General features: G+C 66.6%; 15 protein-coding genes. 4 read left to right on the forward strand and 11 right to left on the reverse strand.

From position 1 onward, the window contains the following. Nucleotides 1-5: 5 nt before the first annotated feature. The 6 genes from A6A40_RS22595 to A6A40_RS22620 all read right to left on the reverse strand — a co-directional run bounded on the left by A6A40_RS22595 (nt 6) and on the right by A6A40_RS22620 (nt 5,349). On the reverse strand, nt 6-1,070 hold the full coding sequence (locus A6A40_RS22595; RefSeq protein WP_108548144.1) for a branched-chain amino acid ABC transporter permease: 1,065 nt from the start codon (nt 1,068-1,070) through the stop codon (nt 6-8). Next, nucleotides 1,051-1,968, reverse strand: coding sequence for a branched-chain amino acid ABC transporter permease (locus tag A6A40_RS22600; RefSeq protein WP_108548145.1), 918 nt, complete (start codon nt 1,966-1,968; stop codon nt 1,051-1,053). Before A6A40_RS22600 ends, A6A40_RS22595 begins: the two co-directional genes overlap by 20 nt. Before the next feature lie 116 nt (nt 1,969-2,084). After that, nucleotides 2,085-3,206, reverse strand: coding sequence for an ABC transporter substrate-binding protein (locus A6A40_RS22605; RefSeq protein WP_108548146.1), 1,122 nt, complete (start codon nt 3,204-3,206; stop codon nt 2,085-2,087). A 43-nt stretch (nt 3,207-3,249) separates the two neighbouring features. Then, on the reverse strand, nt 3,250-3,747 hold the full coding sequence (locus A6A40_RS22610) for an L-2-amino-thiazoline-4-carboxylic acid hydrolase (RefSeq protein ID WP_108548147.1): 498 nt from the start codon (nt 3,745-3,747) through the stop codon (nt 3,250-3,252). 65 nt (nt 3,748-3,812) lie between these two features. After that, the gene (locus A6A40_RS22615; RefSeq protein ID WP_108548148.1) at nt 3,813-4,964 is read right to left on the reverse strand and encodes a PLP-dependent cysteine synthase family protein; all 1,152 of its coding nucleotides are present in this window, start codon (nt 4,962-4,964) and stop codon (nt 3,813-3,815) included. Nucleotides 4,965-4,971: 7 nt separating this feature from the next. Further along, nucleotides 4,972-5,349 (reverse strand): Rid family detoxifying hydrolase, encoded by a 378-nt coding sequence (locus tag A6A40_RS22620; protein ID WP_108548149.1) that lies wholly within the window; start codon nt 5,347-5,349, stop codon nt 4,972-4,974. Between the two features lie 176 nt (nt 5,350-5,525). Between A6A40_RS22620 and A6A40_RS22625 the strand changes: the two genes are divergently transcribed. After that, the gene (locus A6A40_RS22625; RefSeq protein WP_162363841.1) at nt 5,526-5,990 is read left to right on the forward strand and encodes an Lrp/AsnC family transcriptional regulator; all 465 of its coding nucleotides are present in this window, start codon (nt 5,526-5,528) and stop codon (nt 5,988-5,990) included. 527 nt (nt 5,991-6,517) lie between these two features. Here A6A40_RS22625 and speB read toward each other — a convergent pair. The 4 genes from speB to A6A40_RS22645 all read right to left on the reverse strand — a co-directional run bounded on the left by speB (nt 6,518) and on the right by A6A40_RS22645 (nt 11,188). Then, nucleotides 6,518-7,570: an agmatinase gene (speB, locus tag A6A40_RS22630; protein ID WP_108548151.1), complete on the reverse strand. Its 1,053-nt coding sequence runs from the start codon at nt 7,568-7,570 to the stop codon at nt 6,518-6,520. Between the two features lie 47 nt (nt 7,571-7,617). Beyond that, nucleotides 7,618-8,994, reverse strand: coding sequence for a flavin monoamine oxidase family protein (locus A6A40_RS22635; RefSeq protein ID WP_108548152.1), 1,377 nt, complete (start codon nt 8,992-8,994; stop codon nt 7,618-7,620). Nucleotides 8,995-9,018: 24 nt separating this feature from the next. Beyond that, nucleotides 9,019-9,612 carry a TetR/AcrR family transcriptional regulator gene (locus tag A6A40_RS22640; RefSeq protein WP_236783971.1) on the reverse strand — a complete coding sequence of 198 codons (594 nt, stop codon included), beginning with the start codon at nt 9,610-9,612 and terminating at the stop codon, nt 9,019-9,021. Between the two features lie 124 nt (nt 9,613-9,736). Further along, nucleotides 9,737-11,188, reverse strand: a complete 1,452-nt coding sequence (locus A6A40_RS22645; RefSeq protein ID WP_108548258.1) for an amidase — start codon at nt 11,186-11,188, stop codon at nt 9,737-9,739. A gap of 675 nt (nt 11,189-11,863) precedes the next feature. Between A6A40_RS22645 and A6A40_RS22650 the strand changes: the two genes are divergently transcribed. The 3 genes from A6A40_RS22650 (at nt 11,864) to A6A40_RS22660 (ending at nt 16,068) form a co-directional block, all read left to right on the forward strand. Beyond that, complete coding sequence (locus tag A6A40_RS22650) at nt 11,864-13,093, forward strand: MFS transporter (RefSeq protein WP_108548154.1); 1,230 nt, start codon at nt 11,864-11,866, stop codon at nt 13,091-13,093. A gap of 5 nt (nt 13,094-13,098) precedes the next feature. After that, nucleotides 13,099-14,520 (forward strand): aldehyde dehydrogenase family protein, encoded by a 1,422-nt coding sequence (locus tag A6A40_RS22655; RefSeq protein ID WP_418208625.1) that lies wholly within the window; start codon nt 13,099-13,101, stop codon nt 14,518-14,520. A gap of 174 nt (nt 14,521-14,694) precedes the next feature. Then, on the forward strand, nt 14,695-16,068 hold the full coding sequence (locus A6A40_RS22660; RefSeq protein ID WP_108548156.1) for an alginate export family protein: 1,374 nt from the start codon (nt 14,695-14,697) through the stop codon (nt 16,066-16,068). A 152-nt stretch (nt 16,069-16,220) separates the two neighbouring features. Here A6A40_RS22660 and A6A40_RS22665 read toward each other — a convergent pair whose 3' ends face one another. Continuing rightward, on the reverse strand, nt 16,221-17,657 hold the full coding sequence (locus tag A6A40_RS22665; protein WP_108548157.1) for an aldehyde dehydrogenase family protein: 1,437 nt from the start codon (nt 17,655-17,657) through the stop codon (nt 16,221-16,223). Nucleotides 17,658-17,672: the final 15 nt, after the last annotated feature.

The following is a 17,672-nucleotide window of genomic DNA, read 5'->3' on the forward strand; positions in this document are numbered from 1 at the left end:
CAGCCTCACTTCCAGCCGACCGGCTTGCCGCCGGCGACGTTGGCCCAGCCACGGGCGAAGGCGCGGCGGACGAAGCCGAGCGCGACGCCTTCGGTCAACATGCCCTTCGGCAGCAGCAGGATGGACAGGAACATCGTCACCCCCACGGCGATCATGCGGTAGTCGCCGATGCCGCGGAGCGCCTCGGGCAGGACGATCATGAACAGGGCGCCGACAACCGCGCCGGGCAGGCTGCCCAACCCGCCGACCACGACCATCGCCAGGATCAGGATCGATTCCATGAAGCGGAAATTGTCCGGCGCGATGTAGGCGGAGGTGTGCGCCAGCAGCGCTCCGGCGATGCCGGCGAAGAAGGTGGCGACGACGAAGGATTCGATCTTCAGCCGCACCACGTCGACTCCCATGCTGTCGGCGCACTGGTCGTCCTCGCGCAGGGCCCGCAGCGCATTGCCGTAGTAGGAATGGGTCAGCCGGTGCAGCACCCAGAGGCTGGCGACGGCGATCGCGGCCACCACCAGATAGCGGCTGAGCAGCGTGTCGGCCTGCCAGCCGAACAGCTCGACCGGCGGGATGCCGCGGATTCCCATCGGCCCGCGGGTCAGGTCCACCCAGTTCAGCAGGATCACGTAGATCATCTCGCCGATGCCGAGCGTGGCGACGGCGAAATAGATGCTGACCAGCCTCATGGTCGGCAGGGCCACCAGAAGGCCGAACAGCGCGGCGATCAGCCCGGCTGCGGGTAGGGTGACGATGAAGGGCAGGCCGAGCTTCGTCGACAGCAGTGCGGCGGCATAGGCGCCGATGCCGTAGAAGGCGGCGTGTCCGATCGACAGCAGTCCGGCCGTTCCGGTGACATGGTTCAGGCTGGCCGACAGGATGACGAAGATCATCGCCGTGATGGCGATCTGGGCGAGGTAGCTGGATCCCGTCGCGGCGATGGCGGCCGGCACCGCGCCGAAGGCGACGGCCAGCAGCAGAAGGGTCCAGCCATGCTGCCGGCCGCGCCATGCGGCGGCGGGCAGCGCCCCGGTGTCCGGCATCGGCCGGGCGTCAGGCACGTTCACGTCCATGTCCGAACAATCCTTGCGGGAAGAAGACCAGCGTGACGACCAGAAGGCTGTAGGTGATCAGGTCCTTCCAGCCGCTGGAGAGGAATTCGGTGGCGATGCTCTCCGACACGCCGAGCAGAAGCGCGCAGGCGACCGCTCCTGGAATGCTGGACAGCCCGCCCATCACCATGGCGACGAAGGCCTTGACGCCGGGTGCGAACCCCATATGCGGCGAGATTGCGCCGTCATAGAGCCCGACCAGGATTCCCGCCGTCGCCCCAAGCATCGATCCGACGGCGAAGGTGGTGACGATGGTGCGGTCGGTGTCGATGCCGACATAGCGCGCCCCCAGCTGGTTGTTGGAGACCGCCCGGATGCCCAGCCCGGTCTGGGTGCGGTAGAGCAGGAACTGCAGGGCGCCCAGCATCACGGCGGAGGTGGCGAAGATCACCAGGCTGCCGCTGGCGACCATCACCGGACCGATGGCGACCGGTCTTTGCAGAAGATAGCCGGCCGGAATGCCCTGCATGTCGCCGCCGAACAGGTGCATCATCACCTCCCGCGTCACGATGGACACGGCCAGCGAGGACAGCAGGGTCGCTTCGCGCATGGCGCGGGATTTCTGGCTCGCCTCGTCGTTGAAGCGGCGGAAGGGGCGGAAGGCGATGCGCTCCAGCCCGACTCCCGCCAGCGCGCCGGCCGCCAGGACCAGCGGCACCACCGCCAGCAGCGGCGGGGCGAAGGCGGTGATGACCATCAGCCCGACGAAGGCGCCGACGGTATAGACCTCGCCATGGGCGAAGTTGACGACGTTGAGCACACCGAAGATCAGCGTGAAGCCGATCGCCATCAGGGCATAGACGCAGCCGATGGACAGGCCGTTGATGACCTGCTGCAAGAAGAAGATGTCGAAAACCATGGCAAGCTCCAGGCTTCGGGGGGCGTGCCCGCCGGCTTGGGCGGGACTGGCCCCCGCGGCTTTCGTCCGTCGGACGGATCGGGCGTGATGCCCGGAGGTGGCAGGCGCGGGACCGTTCAGGGAACCGCCACCACCTGGAACTTGCCGTCCTTCACCATCATCCGCGCCAGCGACTTGGACGGTTCGCGGGTGGCGGGGTCGAAGCTGGTGGCGCCGGTGACGCCGGGATAGGCGGTTGTGGATGCCAGCGCGTCGCGCAGGCTCTGGCGCGTCACCGCGGGGCCGGCCTTGGCCACGGCGTCGAGCATGATGCCGACAGCGTCGTAGGCCTGGGCGGCGAACATGCCGGGCTCGGCCTTGTAGCGCGCCGAGTATTCCGTCACGAAGCTGCGCACCGCCGGGTCGGGATTGTCCGGGGTGAAGGTGGTCGCCAGATGCAGCCCCTCGACCGATCCGCGTCCCAGTTCGATCAGCTTGGGCGAATAGAGGGAGCTGGTGCCGTAGAGCGGGATGGTGATGCCCAGCTGTTCGCGCTGCTGGGCCAGGGCCGCGCCCTCTTCATAGAACATGGCGAGATAGATCACGTCCGGCTTCTGCCGCGCGACCTTGGTCAGGATGGAGCGGAAATCGCGGTTGCCGGGGTTGAAGGCTTCGGTGGAGACGATCTTGCCGCCCTTGGCCTTGAAACCGGCGACGAAGCCGTCGAGCGCCGAGATGCCCCAGTCGTTCTGGATGTAGATCACCGCCGCCGACTTCAGGCCGCCGGCCAGGATCCAGTCGGCATTGTAGGGACCTTCGAAGGCCTGGGTGGTGATGTTGCGGAACTGCCAGGGGCTGATCTTGGTGAAGTCGGGATGGGAGGCGGTCTGTGACAGCTGCGGCATCTTCTCTGCGGCATAGATCTCGCCGGCCGCCATCGAGACGGTGGAGGAGAAATCGCCGATCACCCCGACGATCTTCGGATTGTCCAGGAATTTGCGGGCGATGTTGCGCGCTTCCTTGGGGTCGTCCTTGCTGTCCTCGAAGGCGATGGAGACGGTGGCGCCCGCCAGCTTGCCGGACTTGTTGAACTCCTCCAGCTTGATCTGCGCCGCGTTGCGGAACATCTCGCCATATTGGCTGCGGTCGCCGCTGAGCGGAGCCTGATAGCCGATGACGATCTCGCGGTCGGCCGCGGTTGCGGAACCGGCGGCCAGCAAGGTGCCGAGGACGGCGCCGAGGATGAGGTGCCTCTTCATGGTGCTGCTCCCTTTCGACGGGACGGGTTCGATGGGGCGGGGATCAATGCGCGGCGGCCGGGGCCGTACGGCCCGGCGTGATGGTCAGGTGGCAGCAGGTGCTGCGGCCCGGCTTCCAGGTGTCGACCTCGATGTCGAACCCGGCCGTCTCGAAGGTGCCCTTGTCGACCGAACCGGCGAGTTCGCACAGCGTCTCCACCGTCTCCACCGGCAGCTTCGCCTCCATCCAGGCCTCCTTCAGCGGGCAGGTGTGGAAGCGGATCTCCAGCACCTCGTCGGTGCAGCGCACGACCTCCGGCCCGAACTGGGCCTCGGCGTCGGGGATGAATTTCAGGAAGGAGTCCCTCAGACCCGCCAGATCGGCCGGGGCATGGGGAGCGAAGTTGTGCGCGATGGCCGCCCCCCGGCGGTAGATGGTGCGGGCCATGATCTCCCTGGCCTTGTCGTCGCCGATCTCCTTGCGCATCTCGTCGAAGGCGGCCTCATAGACCATGGCGCGGCTTTTCATTGCGTCCCGCAAGAGCTTGCGAAAATCGTCCATCGGTGAAGTCTCCTGTTCGTATCGGCTGCTTTTCTTGGTGGCGACAGCTCGATTTTTTCTTTTGTTCAGAGCGGCGCGCCGCCCTGAAGGAACTGCTCGATTCTCTCCTCGACCGCGGCGGTGTCGAAGCCGGCCTGCCGCATCCAGGATTCGTCATGGTAGGTGTTGCGGTAGCGTTCGCCGGAATCGCAGATCAGCGTCACCAGCGACCCGGAGCGGCCGGCATCCCGCATCCGCCCCGCGATCCAGCACAGCGCGAAGAAGTTCGTCCCGGTGGAGCCGCCGACCTTGCGGCCGAGGCGCCGCGACAGCACCCTCATCGCCGCCAGCGATGCGGTGTCCGGCACCTTGATCATCTGATCGATCACCTCGGGGATGAAGGACGGTTCGACGCGCGGCCGGCCGATTCCCTCGATCCGCGATCCGCGCTCGCAGGTCATCGTGCTGCTGCGGCTGGTGAAGCTGTCGTAGAAGACGGAATGTTCGGCATCGGGCACGCACAGCCGCGTGGCAAGATGGCGGTAGCGGATGTAGCGGCCGATGGTGGCGGCGGTGCCGCCGGTGCCGGCGCTCATGACGATCCAATCCGGCACCGGATGGTGTTCGTTGCGCATCTGGTCGAAGATGGACTGCGCGATGTTGTTGGCGCGCCAGTCGGTCGCCCGCTCCGCGTAGGTGAACTGGTCGAGATAGACCCCGCCGAGCCGGGTCGCCAGGGCGGCGGCCTCGGCATAGATCGCCTGCGAACTCTCCACGAACCGGCAGTGACCGCCATAGAGCTCGATCGCGGCGATCTTCTCCGCCGACGTTCCCCGCGGCATCACCGCATAGAAGGGCAGGCCGAGCAGCCGGGCGAAATAAGCCTCCGACACCGCGGTGGAGCCCGACGACGCCTCGATCACCGGCGTTCCGTTCCCGATGCGGCCGTTGCAGATGGCGAACAGCAGCAGCGACCGGGCAACGCGATGCTTCAGGCTGCCGGTGGGGTGGGTCGACTCGTCCTTCAGATAGATGTCGAGTCCGGCAAGGGCCGGGACGTCCAGTTTCAGCAGGGGGGTGTCGGGGGATCGCACCGCCTCGGTCTCCAGCAGCCCGATCGCCTGCCGAACCCAGTCGCTTCGGCCGGACTCGGGCAAAGGCGTGAAATCGAGGCGAACGGGGGGGAGCGAGGGCCGGGCGGCCGGCTGCGCGGACAGGATCCGCGGGGAAGCGGTCATGACATCCTCAAAGAGCGATGATGGCGTCGATCTCGACCGACGCGCCCAGGGGCAGGGCCGATACTTCGACGGTCGTGCGGGCGGGGAAGGGCGCCTGGAAGAAGCCGGCATAGACCTCGTTCACCGCCTTGAACTGGCCGAGATCGGTGACGTAGACGGTCATCTTGACCGCTTTGCCCAGGCTGGTGCCGGCGGCCTCGGCGATCGCCGCGAGGTTGGTCAGGCTCTGTCTTGCCTGGGCCGGCGCGTCCGTGCCGGCGAAGCTCCCGCTGGCCGGGTCGATCGGCAATTGCCCGGAGACGAACAGCAGGCCGGCGGCGATGCGGGCCTGCGCATAAGGGCCGATGGCGGCCGGGGCTTTCTCTGTTGCGACGTGATCGGTCATCGAACGGCCTTTGCTGTGATGGCGGGCGCCAGTTGCTTAAGGGCTGAGCGTTCTGCCCATTTCGGGGCAGGCGAATGCATACGAAATCAGCAAAAGAGAAAGGATTTTCTTCTTGCGAGCAGATTTGACAAAATCATTTGCATCATCCGCAGATTTCCAGAGGGTGCCCCATGACCATCGACGCCACCGACCGGAAAATCCTGGCGGCCCTTCAGGCCGACGCGGGCCTTTCGCTTGCCGATCTCGGCAAGCAGGTGGGCCTGTCGACGACTCCCTGCTGGCGCCGCATTCAACGCCTTGAGCAGGAAGGATATATCCGCAAGCGCGTTGTGCTGTTGGACAGGGCCAGATTGAATGTGGACGTGACGGTCTTTGTGGCGGTCCGTACCAGCAATCATTCTGCCGAGTGGTTGGAGAAATTCCGGAATGTCGTGGCTGGCATACCTGAGGTTGTCGATCTTTACCGTCTGAGCGGTGAGATTGACTATTTGCTGCGGGTGGTCATTCCCGACATCAAAGCATATGACGCTTTTTATAGAAAATTAATTGAAAGAATTGAGCTTCAGGATGTGTCGTCAATGTTTGCGATGGAGGAGATGAAATCGACAACGGAGATTCCCCTTTCCTACGCTTTATCATAGCAAATCATGATGATTTGCGGTCGAAAGGATGAACGCAGGTCAGGAATTAAATTACTGCCGCTTCATCCTTGTGAACAATAATATGCCACGGCGAAAGTGATAATTTTTTACTTTTTTGATCGAGCCCGCGCATAACAATAGAAAAGTTTTCCATATTTAAAGCAGAATGGAGAAAATTTCATCGCCAGCGGTATGAGGTGGCGCTGGACGCAGGCAAGCTGCTGTCATCGCGCACGGGGACAGGCCGGGGGACGAGCCCCTCTTCGACTACGAGATCGAGTGGACTGCCGTTTCGACGTCAACACGACCCGCGTCTTTACCCTGTCCCGGTTGGCGACGCGGCTCCAAGATTCCCGTCAGCCTGAACGCCGCATGGACGCACGCGCCATGACATGGCGCGCGCGTCCACGCAGCGTTCAATGGGGAGCCCGGCAAGCTCACCCGCTGCCTTGCATTGGAATTGGCCGGTTCCGTCGCGAAGACCCCGTACTCTCATGGAGCGGGGTCTTCAGGAAACCCGGTGTGGCTCACGCCCGCCGTCTCTGCAGGGCACGGGTGGCGAGGCACAATTCTTCGAACAGGATCTGCGCACCCACCTGGGCGGTGTTGCTGGTCGGATCATATTGCGGAGCCACCTCCACCACGTCGGCACCGATCACGTCCAACCCATCCAGGCCGCGCAGGATGGCCAGCGCCTCGCGCGAGGTCAGGCCGCCCACCTCCGGGGTGCCGGTGCCGGGAGCATAGACCGGGTCGAGGCAATCGACGTCGAAGGAGATGTAGACCGGGCCGTCGCCCACCACTTCGCGGGCTTTGGCGATGACTGCCTTGACTCCCATCTCCTCGACGTCCTCGGCGTGCAGCACCGTCATGCCGGACTCGTAGGAGAACTCCCAGAAGAACTCTGCGCTGCCGCGGATGCCGATCTGGATGGTGCGGTCCGGATCCAGCACGCCGTCGAGGACGGCGGTACGGAAGGGGCCGCTGTGGTGGAAGCGGGCGCCGTCGCCGACCCCGCTGGTGTCGCAATGGGCGTCGAAGTGCACCAGTCCGACAGGGCGGTCGCTGCCCAGGCTTTTCAGGATCGAACCGGTGATAGAATGATCGCCGCCGACCGACAGCGGAACGACGCCGGCCTTCGCCAGACGGGCATAGAAGGCCTGGATGTCGTGATGGCAGCTGTCATGGCTGAGATAATTGGCGAAGGGCACGTCACCGATGTCGGCGATCTCCGCCAGGGTGGCCGGCGCCAGCTTCAGCACATGGTCGTAGGGGCCGATGCGGTCGGTGTTGCGCAGCGCCCGCGGCCCGAAGCGGGAGCCTGCCCGGTTGGTCACGCCGAGGTCGAGCGGCACCCCGACCAGGGCGATGTCCAGCCCGCCGAAATCCGGCAGCGCGGCGACATCGGTGCGCAGCGGCGCATCAAGCAGGGTTCCCGCGTCGGAATAGGGCTGGCGCGGCGCCTCGGCCCCGCGGAACACAGCCTCCGCCACCGCCCGGAACTGGGAGTCGAAGAAATCGGCCGGCGTCGCGTTGCCGTAGCGTTCGCGCAGGCGCGCCAGCTTCGCACTGTCCACCATGTCGTGATCTCCTGTTCGATCGTGTTCTTGCTTGCTTTTCCTTGTTTTTACGCCGTCGCCAGGGCGGTCGTGATCTCGGCGGCGACGCGCTCGCCGGACCGGATGGCGCCGTCCATGTAGCCTGGCCAGCGGCTGGCGGTTTCGGTGCCGGCCCAATGGATCAGGCCGCAGGGCGCCGTCAGCGCCGGGCCGAGACGGGTCCAGACACCCGGGATCATGAAGCCGGCATAGCCGCCGCGCGAATATTCCTCCTCCAGCCAGGACAGCTCGATGAACTCGCGCACCTCCAGTGCGCGCGGGCCGAACAACCGCGCCAGCGCGTTCAGCACAGCGGTCCGCCGCTCCCCGGCGCTGCGGCCGGTCCACTCCTTGGCGTCCTCACCCTCGATGAAGCAGACCATCACGCCGGGCTGGCCGGAAGCCGGCGAATTGTCGTAGGTCAGGCTGATCGGGCCATCCTGGTTGACCGCCATGCCCGACAGCCCGTCCTCGCGCCAGAAGGGCGTGTCGTAGAAGCACTGGATCTTGATGCAGGCGCCCATCGGCATGCGCTGGGTCAGGTGGTCGCGCTGACCGGGCAGGGCGGGGCTGTAGCGCAGGCGCCCGGCAAGCGCCGGGGGCAGGGTGACGACGACGCGGTCGGCGCGCAGGGTGCCGCCGGCATGCTCGATGGTGACGCCGCTGCCGTCCTGGGTGATGGAGGTGACCGGACAGTTGAAGCGGATGTCGTCGCGCACGGTGTCGGCCAGCCGTTCGGCCAGATGCTGGGCGCCCTTGGTGAAGCGCCGTTCCTGCGCGCCGCCGGACATGCCGATCAGGCTGGCCAGCCCGCCGCCGGCCTTGATGTAGACCATCACATGCAGCATCGAAAGTTCGCGGGAGTCGGCCGCCAGCACCGAATTGGCCAGAAAACGCATCCAAAAGGCAGCCTCCGGCGTGTTGGCGGTGCGGACGATCCACTGCTCGAAGGTGATGCTGTCCAGCTCTTTGGCGTTGGGCGTCTCCCACGGGCGCTCGGCGTCGGCGCTGGCCGCCAGTGCGTCGAGGGCGCCGAAGATCGCTTCTGCATCGGCGAGGCCGACCGGCTCATGCGGCGGCATCAGCCCGGCGAAGCGCATCAGCTTGCCGTCATAGAGGCAGAGATTCTCGCCCGCCTCATAGGAGGGAAAGGTTTCGACCCCCAGTTCCTCGGCCAGTGCGATCACGCGGTCCTGGCCCGGACCGATCCACTGGCCGCCGACATCCACCGGCGTGCCATCCTGCGCCGCCTTGGTGTTGATGCGCCCGCCGACCCGGTCGCGGGCTTCCAGGACGGTGACGCGGTGGCCGGCGGCCTTCAGGGCGCGGGCGGCGGTCAGTCCGGCGAAGCCCGCGCCGATGACGGCGATATGGCGGGAAGCGGTGTGGATCGGGGTGTTGCCCATGGTGTCTCCGGGGGTGGGAGGGGGTTAGAGATACATGCGTTGGGCCGCGACGATCAGATTCTGGATTTGCTGTCTGGCCCGCGGCGTGTTGGCGGTGGCGAGCCACTGGAGGACGGTGCCGACGAAGCCGGTGAAGACGAAATTCGCCAGGCTGTCGAGGTCGATGTCCAGTGAGCCGGTCGTGATCTCGGTGGAGGAGGCGAGCGCGTCGCGGTACAGCAGCAGAAGCTCCTCGTACTTCTTCTTCCCCATCCACTCCGACCCGGGGGTCGTCAGGGCGTAGAGCGTGAGGTCGTAGAGCGTCAGCTGTTCTTCCGGTGCGCGCTGAACCTCGCTCCAGATGAAGGTCAGCAGATGGTCGATCCGGTCCCGCAGGGGTTCCGGCTTGGAAAAGGCCATATCCAGTTCCTGCCGGTAATGCGCGGTCAGATGGCCGAGCACGCTGAGCAGGATCGTTTCCTTGCTTTCGAACTGGTAATGCAGCGTCGCGAGGTTGATTCCCGCTTCCGCCGCGATCTTGCGTGTCGTGGCGCCATGCACACCCTCCTTGGCGATGACGGTGATCGCCGCCTGCAGGATGGTTTCGCGCTTGGCCTCACTCTTCGCTCTCCGTAGCACCTTCGGTTTCCTCCTTGGGTCGACGCGGGGCTGCGCGCGGAAAAGGCGCGCAGGGCCGGGCATTCCGGCACCATCGGCCGGCAGGGAACCGAAACTAGGTCAATTGACTAGTTCGTGCTAGGATTTATCGCGGGGAGGCCGGACTCTTGGTGCCGCCTTTGGGATCGATCGGCAGGATCGGTCCGATGCGCCGGCTCAGCGCCTCGGCGGCGCTCAGGCAAAGCCCGTCACGGAACCGCGCACCCACCAGCTGGATGCCGACCGGCAGCGGTGCGCGCACCACCGGAACCGAGATCGCCGGCACGCCGAGGAACGCCGTGACGCAGCATGGGCTGTGCGCCCGCAGGATCTCCAGCGCTTCGTTTTCGCCGACGGTGTCGTAGCCGACGGGGAAGGGAAGGGCCCAGGCCGTCGGCAGCAGCAGCAGCGGATACTGTTCGAAAAACAGCTGCCAGGCACGTTGGTAGGTGGCGCGGGCGGTGAAGCCGGCCAGCATCTCCTCGGCCGACAGGCGTGGCGAGAGGCCGGCGGTCAGCGCCTGGGAGCGACGCAGCGGCTCGTCGGCGAGCGCCATCGCCTGCTGCATCGCCGGGCCCTGCATCTCGGTGCCCAGCATCGCCATCCACAGCCGGGCGATCTCGGCGAAGCTGGGCGGCGCAGCCTCTTCCACGGCGTATCCGGCGTCGCTCAGCCAATCGACGGCCAGCCGCAGCGCATCGCGAACGGCGGGGTCGATGGCGTAATCCGGCGCTCCGGTGAACAGGGCGACACGCACCTTGGCGTCGTCGCCCTCCATCGCCAACGGCGCCGGCACCCAAAGCGGATCCCGCGCGTCGCGCACCGCCATCGTCTCCAGCCCCAGGCGGATGTCGCGCACGGAACGCGCCAGAACCCCTTGGGAGGAGCCGATCTGCAGACAGAGCGAGCGTTCGCCCTTGCCGGTCGGGTTGAAGGCGGGCACCCGGCCGGTGGTCGGACGCATGCCGTAGATGCCGCAGGCGCTGGCCGGCAGCCGGGCGGAGCCGGCCAGATCGTTGCCATGGGCCAGCGGACCGATGCCGGTGGCGACCGCGGCGGCGGCCCCGCCGCTCGAACCGCCGACATTGCGGGCGGGATCCCAGGGGTTGAGGGTCAGGCCATGCGGCTCGTTGTCGGTGAACCAGCGCACCGAGAAGGGTGGGGCGTTGGTCCTGCCGATGAAGACGGCACCGGCCTTGCGCCAGTTGGCGACCGGCGGGCTGTCGGTTTCGGCGATCAGGCCGGTGAAGGCGGCAACACCGTTGGTGGTGGCGACGCCGGCCTGATCGACGTTGATCTTGGTCGTGACCGGCACGCCATGCAGCGGTGCGAGCGCTGCGCCGGTCGCCGCCAGCTGATCGGCCAGATCGGCCTCCGCCAGGGCGCCGGCGCTGAGATCGCCGACCATGGCGTTGACCGCCGGGTTCACGGCGCCCAGCCGTTCCAGACAGCTCAGCGCCGCGTCCCGTGCGGACAGCTCCCGTCCGGCGATCCGGGCGGCGAGGTCCGTGGCATCCATCTGCCAGGGGGCCGGTGTTCCAGTCCTCTCGTCAGTCATGATCGTGAATCCCTTGTCGATGCGCCCGTTCGCCGGGCTGCCTGCCTGTTCGTCCGGCCCCATGATCCGCCGGGGCCTGACGCCGTGCCCAATTATCGGGCGGCGCCATTTTTTGTTCATGTTTCGCTTGACACCGATAGCACCCGATCTGCATGTTGGTCAAACGATTTGGTCAAACGACCAGATTTTTACGGAGACCCCGGTCCAACGGCTCTCCGGACCCTTTTGCGAAGACAGTTCAAGGAGCGGTCGCACCGCTTCACGCCTGGGTCTATCCTGTCCCCAAGGGGCAGGGAGTCCCCGTCTCCGGACAACGATCCGGCGGACGAACCACAGCAAGGACATTCCGGCCCGGCCGACATTGCGAGCGGCCGCGGCGACAGCGAATGCCACTGAACAGGCAGCTTCTGGGAGACACATCATGAGGTCTTCGACCCTTCGGTCTTTCGCGGCCATCACCCCTCTCCCGATTGCGCGGAACCTTCGGGCCGGACCGGCATGCAGCCTTCCCGGACTGCGTTTTGGCGATCCGCTGACGGCGTGATCCATCGCGGCCTCCTGGCCGCCGGACCGCTCTCAACGGCTTCTTTCCCGCCGCCTCGCAGCATCCGGGCCGACCGGCTGTGGCCGCAGTCCCGGTGCTCCCGACTCCCCCATCGAGAGAGTGCCGCCCCCATGTCCAACCCGCCCAACTCGTCCAATTTCTCCGATTCCGGGGTGCCGCAGGACGGCGCCCAATCCGCCGACAGCCCGCTGTCGACCGCCGCCATCACCCTCTTCGGGATCGTCGGCCCCTACAGCTTCCTCGTCTCGCCGGTGGTCGCCGGCCAGATGGCCGGCCAGCTCGACTGGTCGGCGGGGACCATCGGGCTGATCATGGGATGCGAACTGGCCGGCGCCTCGCTGGTCTCCTTCCCCGCCATGCGCCTGCTGCGCGTCCTGTCGCCGCGCACCGTCGCCCTGCTGGCGACCGTCCTCTTCATCCTCGCCAACGTCGCCTCTGCGCTGGTCACCTCGGTGGAACTGTTCCTTCCGGCGCGCATCGTCGCCGGTGCGGCCGGCGGCATCCTGTCGGTTGTGGCGCTGGTATCGGCCGCGCGTGCGGCCAATCCGCCGAAGGCCTTCGCCTATTGGAGCGGCGGCCAGACGGTGGCCGCTGCGATCGGTCTGCTGTATCTGCCCGATCTGTTCGTCAGCACCGGCATCGGCGGCATCTATGCCTGTCTCGCGGCGGCCGCACTGCTGTCGCTGGTGGTGATCGCCGGCTTCGGCGGCGGCCTGCTGCCGTCGCTCAGCGGTGGCGGCGAGCGGCACAACCTGAAGGCGGCGCGCTGGACGCTGGTGGCGATCTTCGGCTTTTACGTCGCGGTCGGCGGCGCCTGGGCCTTCGTCGGCATTCCGGGGGCCGAGCTGGGCTTCACCGACGCCGGAATCGGCATGCTGTCGTCGCTGGCGATGACGGCCGGCATTCTCGGGTCCGTGCTCGCCTCCCATGTCGGCGGCAAGGCTCATCACAACCGCTTTGTCCTCGGCAGCTATCTGCTGCTGGTTCTCTGCCTGGGAGTAATCGAACTGGTGAGCGACCATATGGTCTTCGCCGGGGTGATCGTCCTGCTCCAGGTTCTGTGGTCCTTCCTGCTGCCGCTCCTGCTGGCCTCGCTGGCCGACAGCGACGATGATGGCAACATGGTGATCCTGTCGAATATGATCATCGGCGGTGGTGCGGCGCTCGGCCCCATGCTGGCGGGCTACACCATCGACTTCCTCGGCGGCTATGGGGCCGTCGCCACCGAGGGCGGCATCATCCTGCTGCTGTCCGCCGCCGCCTTTGCCCGTGCCCGTTCGAAGGCCCTGGCCAAAGCGGCGGCGATCCAGGCTCCGACCAGCTCCCTTTCTCATGGATGACGATCATGGTTGATACCACCCGGTTCTACATCGACGGCAAATGGGTGCAGCCGCAAGGCTCCCGTCTGATCGATGTGATCAATCCGGCGACGGAGGAGGCGGTCACCCAGGTGGCGCTCGGCACCTCGGCCGATGTCGATCTTGCTGTCGCCGCGGCCCGGAAGGCCTTCGAGAGCTTTTCCCGGACCACGCCCGCCGAGCGCATCGACCTCTTGTCCGCCATCCTTGCCGCCTACCAGCGCCGCATCGAGGAGTTCGGCGACGCGATCCGGCAGGAGATGGGGGCGCCCCAGGGCTTCGCCTGCCAGGTTCAGGCCGGCATCGGCGTCGCCCATCTGGCCCAGACAATCGAGACCGCCCGCAGTTTCCCCTTCGAGGAGGATCGGGGAGCCCAGCGCATCCTGCGCGAGCCGGTCGGCGTCGTCGGCTTGATCACCCCGTGGAACTGGCCGATCAACCAGATCACCTGCAAGGTGGGGCCGGCCATCGCCGCCGGCTGCACCATGGTGCTGAAGCCGAGCGAGCTGGCGCCTCTCAGCGCCGCCCTGTTCACGGAAGTGATCCACGAGGCCGGCGTTCCGGCCGGCGTGTTCAATCTGGTCCACGGTGACGGACCGGAGGTCGGGCAGGCGATTTCCGCCCATCCGCACATCGACATGGTGTCCTTCACCGGCTCGACCCGCGCCGGCATCGCGGTGGCGAAGATGGCGGCCGATACCGTCAAGCGCGTCACCCAGGAGTTGGGCGGCAAGTCGCCCAACATCATCCTGGCCGACGCCGATCTGGCCAAGGCGGTGAGCCGGGGTGTCGAGCGCTGCTTCGGCAACACCGGCCAGTCCTGCAACGCGCCCACCCGCATGCTGGTGCCGGAAGTGCTCTATGAGCAGGTCGCCGAGCTGGCGAAACAGGCGGCGGCGAAGGCGGTGGTCGGCGATCCGCTCGACCCGGCGACCACCCATGGCCCGGTGTCGAACGCCAACCAGTTCCGCAAGATCCAGAGCCTGATCGAAACCGGCATCGCCGAGGGGGCTGAGCTTCTGGTCGGCGGTCCCGGCCGGCCGGAGGGGCTGGAGCGCGGCTATTTCGTCCGTCCGACCATCTTCGGACGGGTCACGCCGGACATGACCATCGCGCGCGAGGAGATCTTCGGGCCGGTGCTGTCGATCATCACCTATCGGGACGAGGAAGAGGCGATTCGCATCGCCAACGACACCGTCTATGGGCTGGCCGGCTATGTTCAGACCGGCGATCCGGCCCATGGTGCTGCGGTGGCGCGGCGTCTGCGCGCCGGCACCATCTATGTCAACGATCCGCCCTGGTCGCCGGCCGTGCCCTTCGGCGGTTACGGCCAGTCGGGCAATGGTCGCGAATATGCCGAGTTCGGGCTGGCTGAGTTCGTCGAGATCAAGGGCGTGGTCGGTGCCTGAGTTCGATGGCTGGGGTTTGAGTGCCTGAGTTTGAGGTCCCGTGCGGGTGACGGTTCACGCGTAGGCGCCTGAACCGGCCGCATCCAAGTCCGGGGGCGGAACGGTCGGGATTTCCCGGCCCGTTCCGCCCGAACCGGCGCAAAAAATCAAGATATCACGAACGGAGAGTGCTTCATGTGCAACGCCCTGCGCGTCGCGCCACGGATCGGTGCGCGCTTTCTCAAGTCCGTCTGTTTGGCCGGCACCGCCCTCCTGGCGCTGACCGCCGCCGCCCATGCCGACGTAACGCTCTATGAGCAGAACGGTGTCACGCTGGAAGGCGGCTTCACTGCCGGCCTCGGGGCCATCGGCGTCAAGAACGCCAATCTCGGTGCCGGGGTGGTCACGCCCAGCGGCGAGGTCCAGAAGGACCGCAACTGGGTGGAGGGCTACATCGCCCCCAGCCTGAAGCTGACCTATGCCACCGAAAGCGCCGGCACCCTCTACGGCGGTGTGCGCGCGGTGTCGAGCGGGACCGGCGGCGACGGCGATGCCGGCGGCTTCACCCAGGGCCGCCAGGGCCGCACCGACCTCGACAATCTCTATGTCGGCTGGAAGAGCGGCGACCTGCTGTCCAGCCTGGGCAAGGATGCCGTCGACCTCAGCTACGGCCGGCAGAACTTCGTGATCGGCGACAGCTTCATCATCGGTGACGGCACCCTTGATTCGCAGCGGCAGGGCACCTATTGGCTCGGGCCGCGCCGCGGCTGGAACACCGGGACCGCCGTCGCCAAATTCGACATCGCGCCGGTCCATGCCGACCTGTTCCGCCTGAAGAGCGACAAGAACAGCAACACCGACGTCATCTATGGCGGCAATCTGGAATGGCGCTTCGGGGCGGAGGGCAAGAGCTCGGTCGGCGCCTCCTACATGCGCATCGACGAGTCGAAGCTGGCGACCCGCAAGGGCATGGACATCTACAATCTCCGTGCGCTTGGCGTCACCGTCCCGTCGGTCCCCGGCCTGACCCTGTCGGCGGAATATGTGAAGCAGCACAACAGCCGCGCCGGTGCTGCGCTGGACGCCTCGGCCTGGTACGGCGAGGCCGGCTACAGCTTCGCCGACGTCGCCTGGACGCCGCGCGCCAGCTACCGCTACAGCCAGTTCAGCGGCGACAATCCGGGAACGGTCAAGAGCGAGGCGTTCGACCCGCTCCACATGGGCTTCCCGCGCTGGGGCAGCTGGTTGCAGGGCGAGATCAACGGCCAGTATTTCCCGACCTCCAACAGCAATGTGAAGGTCCACAATGTCCAGTTCGCCGTCCAGCCGGCCGAGACGGTGACGCTGACCGCCCTGTTCTACGACTTCCGCTTCGACCGCAAGCCGGCCGGCGTCACCAGCGGCCATGTCGGCAACGAGATCAACCTCGCGGTCGACTGGGCGGCGACGCCAAACCTGCTGGTCTCGGCGGCGGTCGGCCGGTTCTTCGCCGGGGACGGCGGCAAGCAGTTCCTGCGCGGCACCAAGGACAGCTCCGTCTTCGAGCTGGCGGCGATCTTCACTTACTGAGACTCGCGGCCTTCGATCCTGACCTGTCAGGATCGAAGGCCGCGGCCGCCTGTTCCACAACAGCAAGTGCTGGAGTTCCAACTCCCGCGCCACACGCGCCGCAGCGGGGCAAGATCGGCCGGCCCATCACCGGAGCTTGCGGACAGGCCCTTTCATGAGGGGAAATAGCCAAGGATGGCTTTGGTTTCGAGGCACTCCTCCAACCCGAACAGGCCATACTCGCGTCCGTTGCCGGAATGCTTGTAGCCACCGAAGGGGGCATGGGCATCCCAGGCGGGATGATTGATGTGGACCTGCCCGGACCGGATTTGGCGTGCGACCCGCCGGGCGCTGTCGAGATTGGCCGACTGGACGTGGCCACCCAGCCCGAACACCGTGTCGTTGGCGATGGCCACGGCCTCCTCCTCGGTCTTGTAGGGCATGATGCAGAGGACCGGACCGAAAATCTCCTCCTGCGCGATCCGCATGCCGCCGGTCACGCCGGAAAAGATGGTGGGCCGCACGAAATGGCCGGTGTCGAGCCCCGTGGGCTTGCCGGGCCCTCCACAGAGCAGCCTGGCGCCTTCCGCGATGCCGACCGCGATCATCTGTTGCACCCGGTTGAACTGTGCCTTGTTCGCGATGGGGCCCAGGGTGGTCTGCGGGTTGCGCGGGTCGCCGACGACGATCGTCCCGACATGGTGCCGGGCCAGAGCCTCCACCTCGTCCAGCCTGTCGGCAGGCACGATCATCCGGGTTGGCGCGCTGCAGGATTGTCCGACGTTGCGGAAGGCCGAGGTGATGCCCAGCGGCACCGCCCTTTCGAAATCGGCGTCCGGCAGCAGGATGTTGGGCGACTTGCCGCCCAGTTCCTGGACGACGCGCTTGACCGTGACGGCGGCAGCCTGGGCCACCAGCACCCCGGCCCGCACCGACCCGGTGATGGAGACCATGTCGATGCCGGGATGGGCGGCGATGGCGGCCCCCACCTCCTCGCCGGTGCCGTTGACCAGATTGAAGACGCCCGGCGGCGTTCCGGCATCCTGCATGATCCGGGCGAACAGCAGTGCGCTCAGCGGCGAAAGTTCGCTGGGCTTCAGCACGACGGTGCAGCCGGCGGCAAGCGCCGGCGCCAGCTTGGCGGTGATCTGGTAAAGCGGCCAGTTCCAGGGCGTGATCAGGCCACAGATGCCGATCGGTTCTCGGACGATCGCCGTCGTCCCTTTCCGGGCGAGGAAGTCATAGCTGCCCAGAAGCTCGACCATCGCCCGCAGGTGGGCGATGGCCAGCGGCACCTGCGAGCTGCGGGCGAAGCCGATGGCGGTTCCCATCTCCGCCGTCATGGCGAAGGCCAACTCCTCGGATCGTGCCTCCATCAATTCCGCAATCCGCTGCAGCAGGGCTCGCCGCTCCTCCACCGGGGCTATGGAGAAGGTCGCGAAGGCCCTGCGGGCGGCGATGACGGCCTTGTCCACATCCTCGGCGGTGCCCGCCGCGATGGAGCCGATGACCGCTTCGGTGGCCGGATCGACCACGGCGATCGTCGCGCCGGAGGAGGGCGCGACCCATCGGCCGTCGATGTAGAAGTGCCGCGCGTCCTCCAGATTCATCGTCTCTCTCCTCTT

This window comes from Azospirillum humicireducens (assembly GCF_001639105.2).
Taxonomy (GTDB): Bacteria; Pseudomonadota; Alphaproteobacteria; order Azospirillales; family Azospirillaceae; genus Azospirillum; species Azospirillum humicireducens.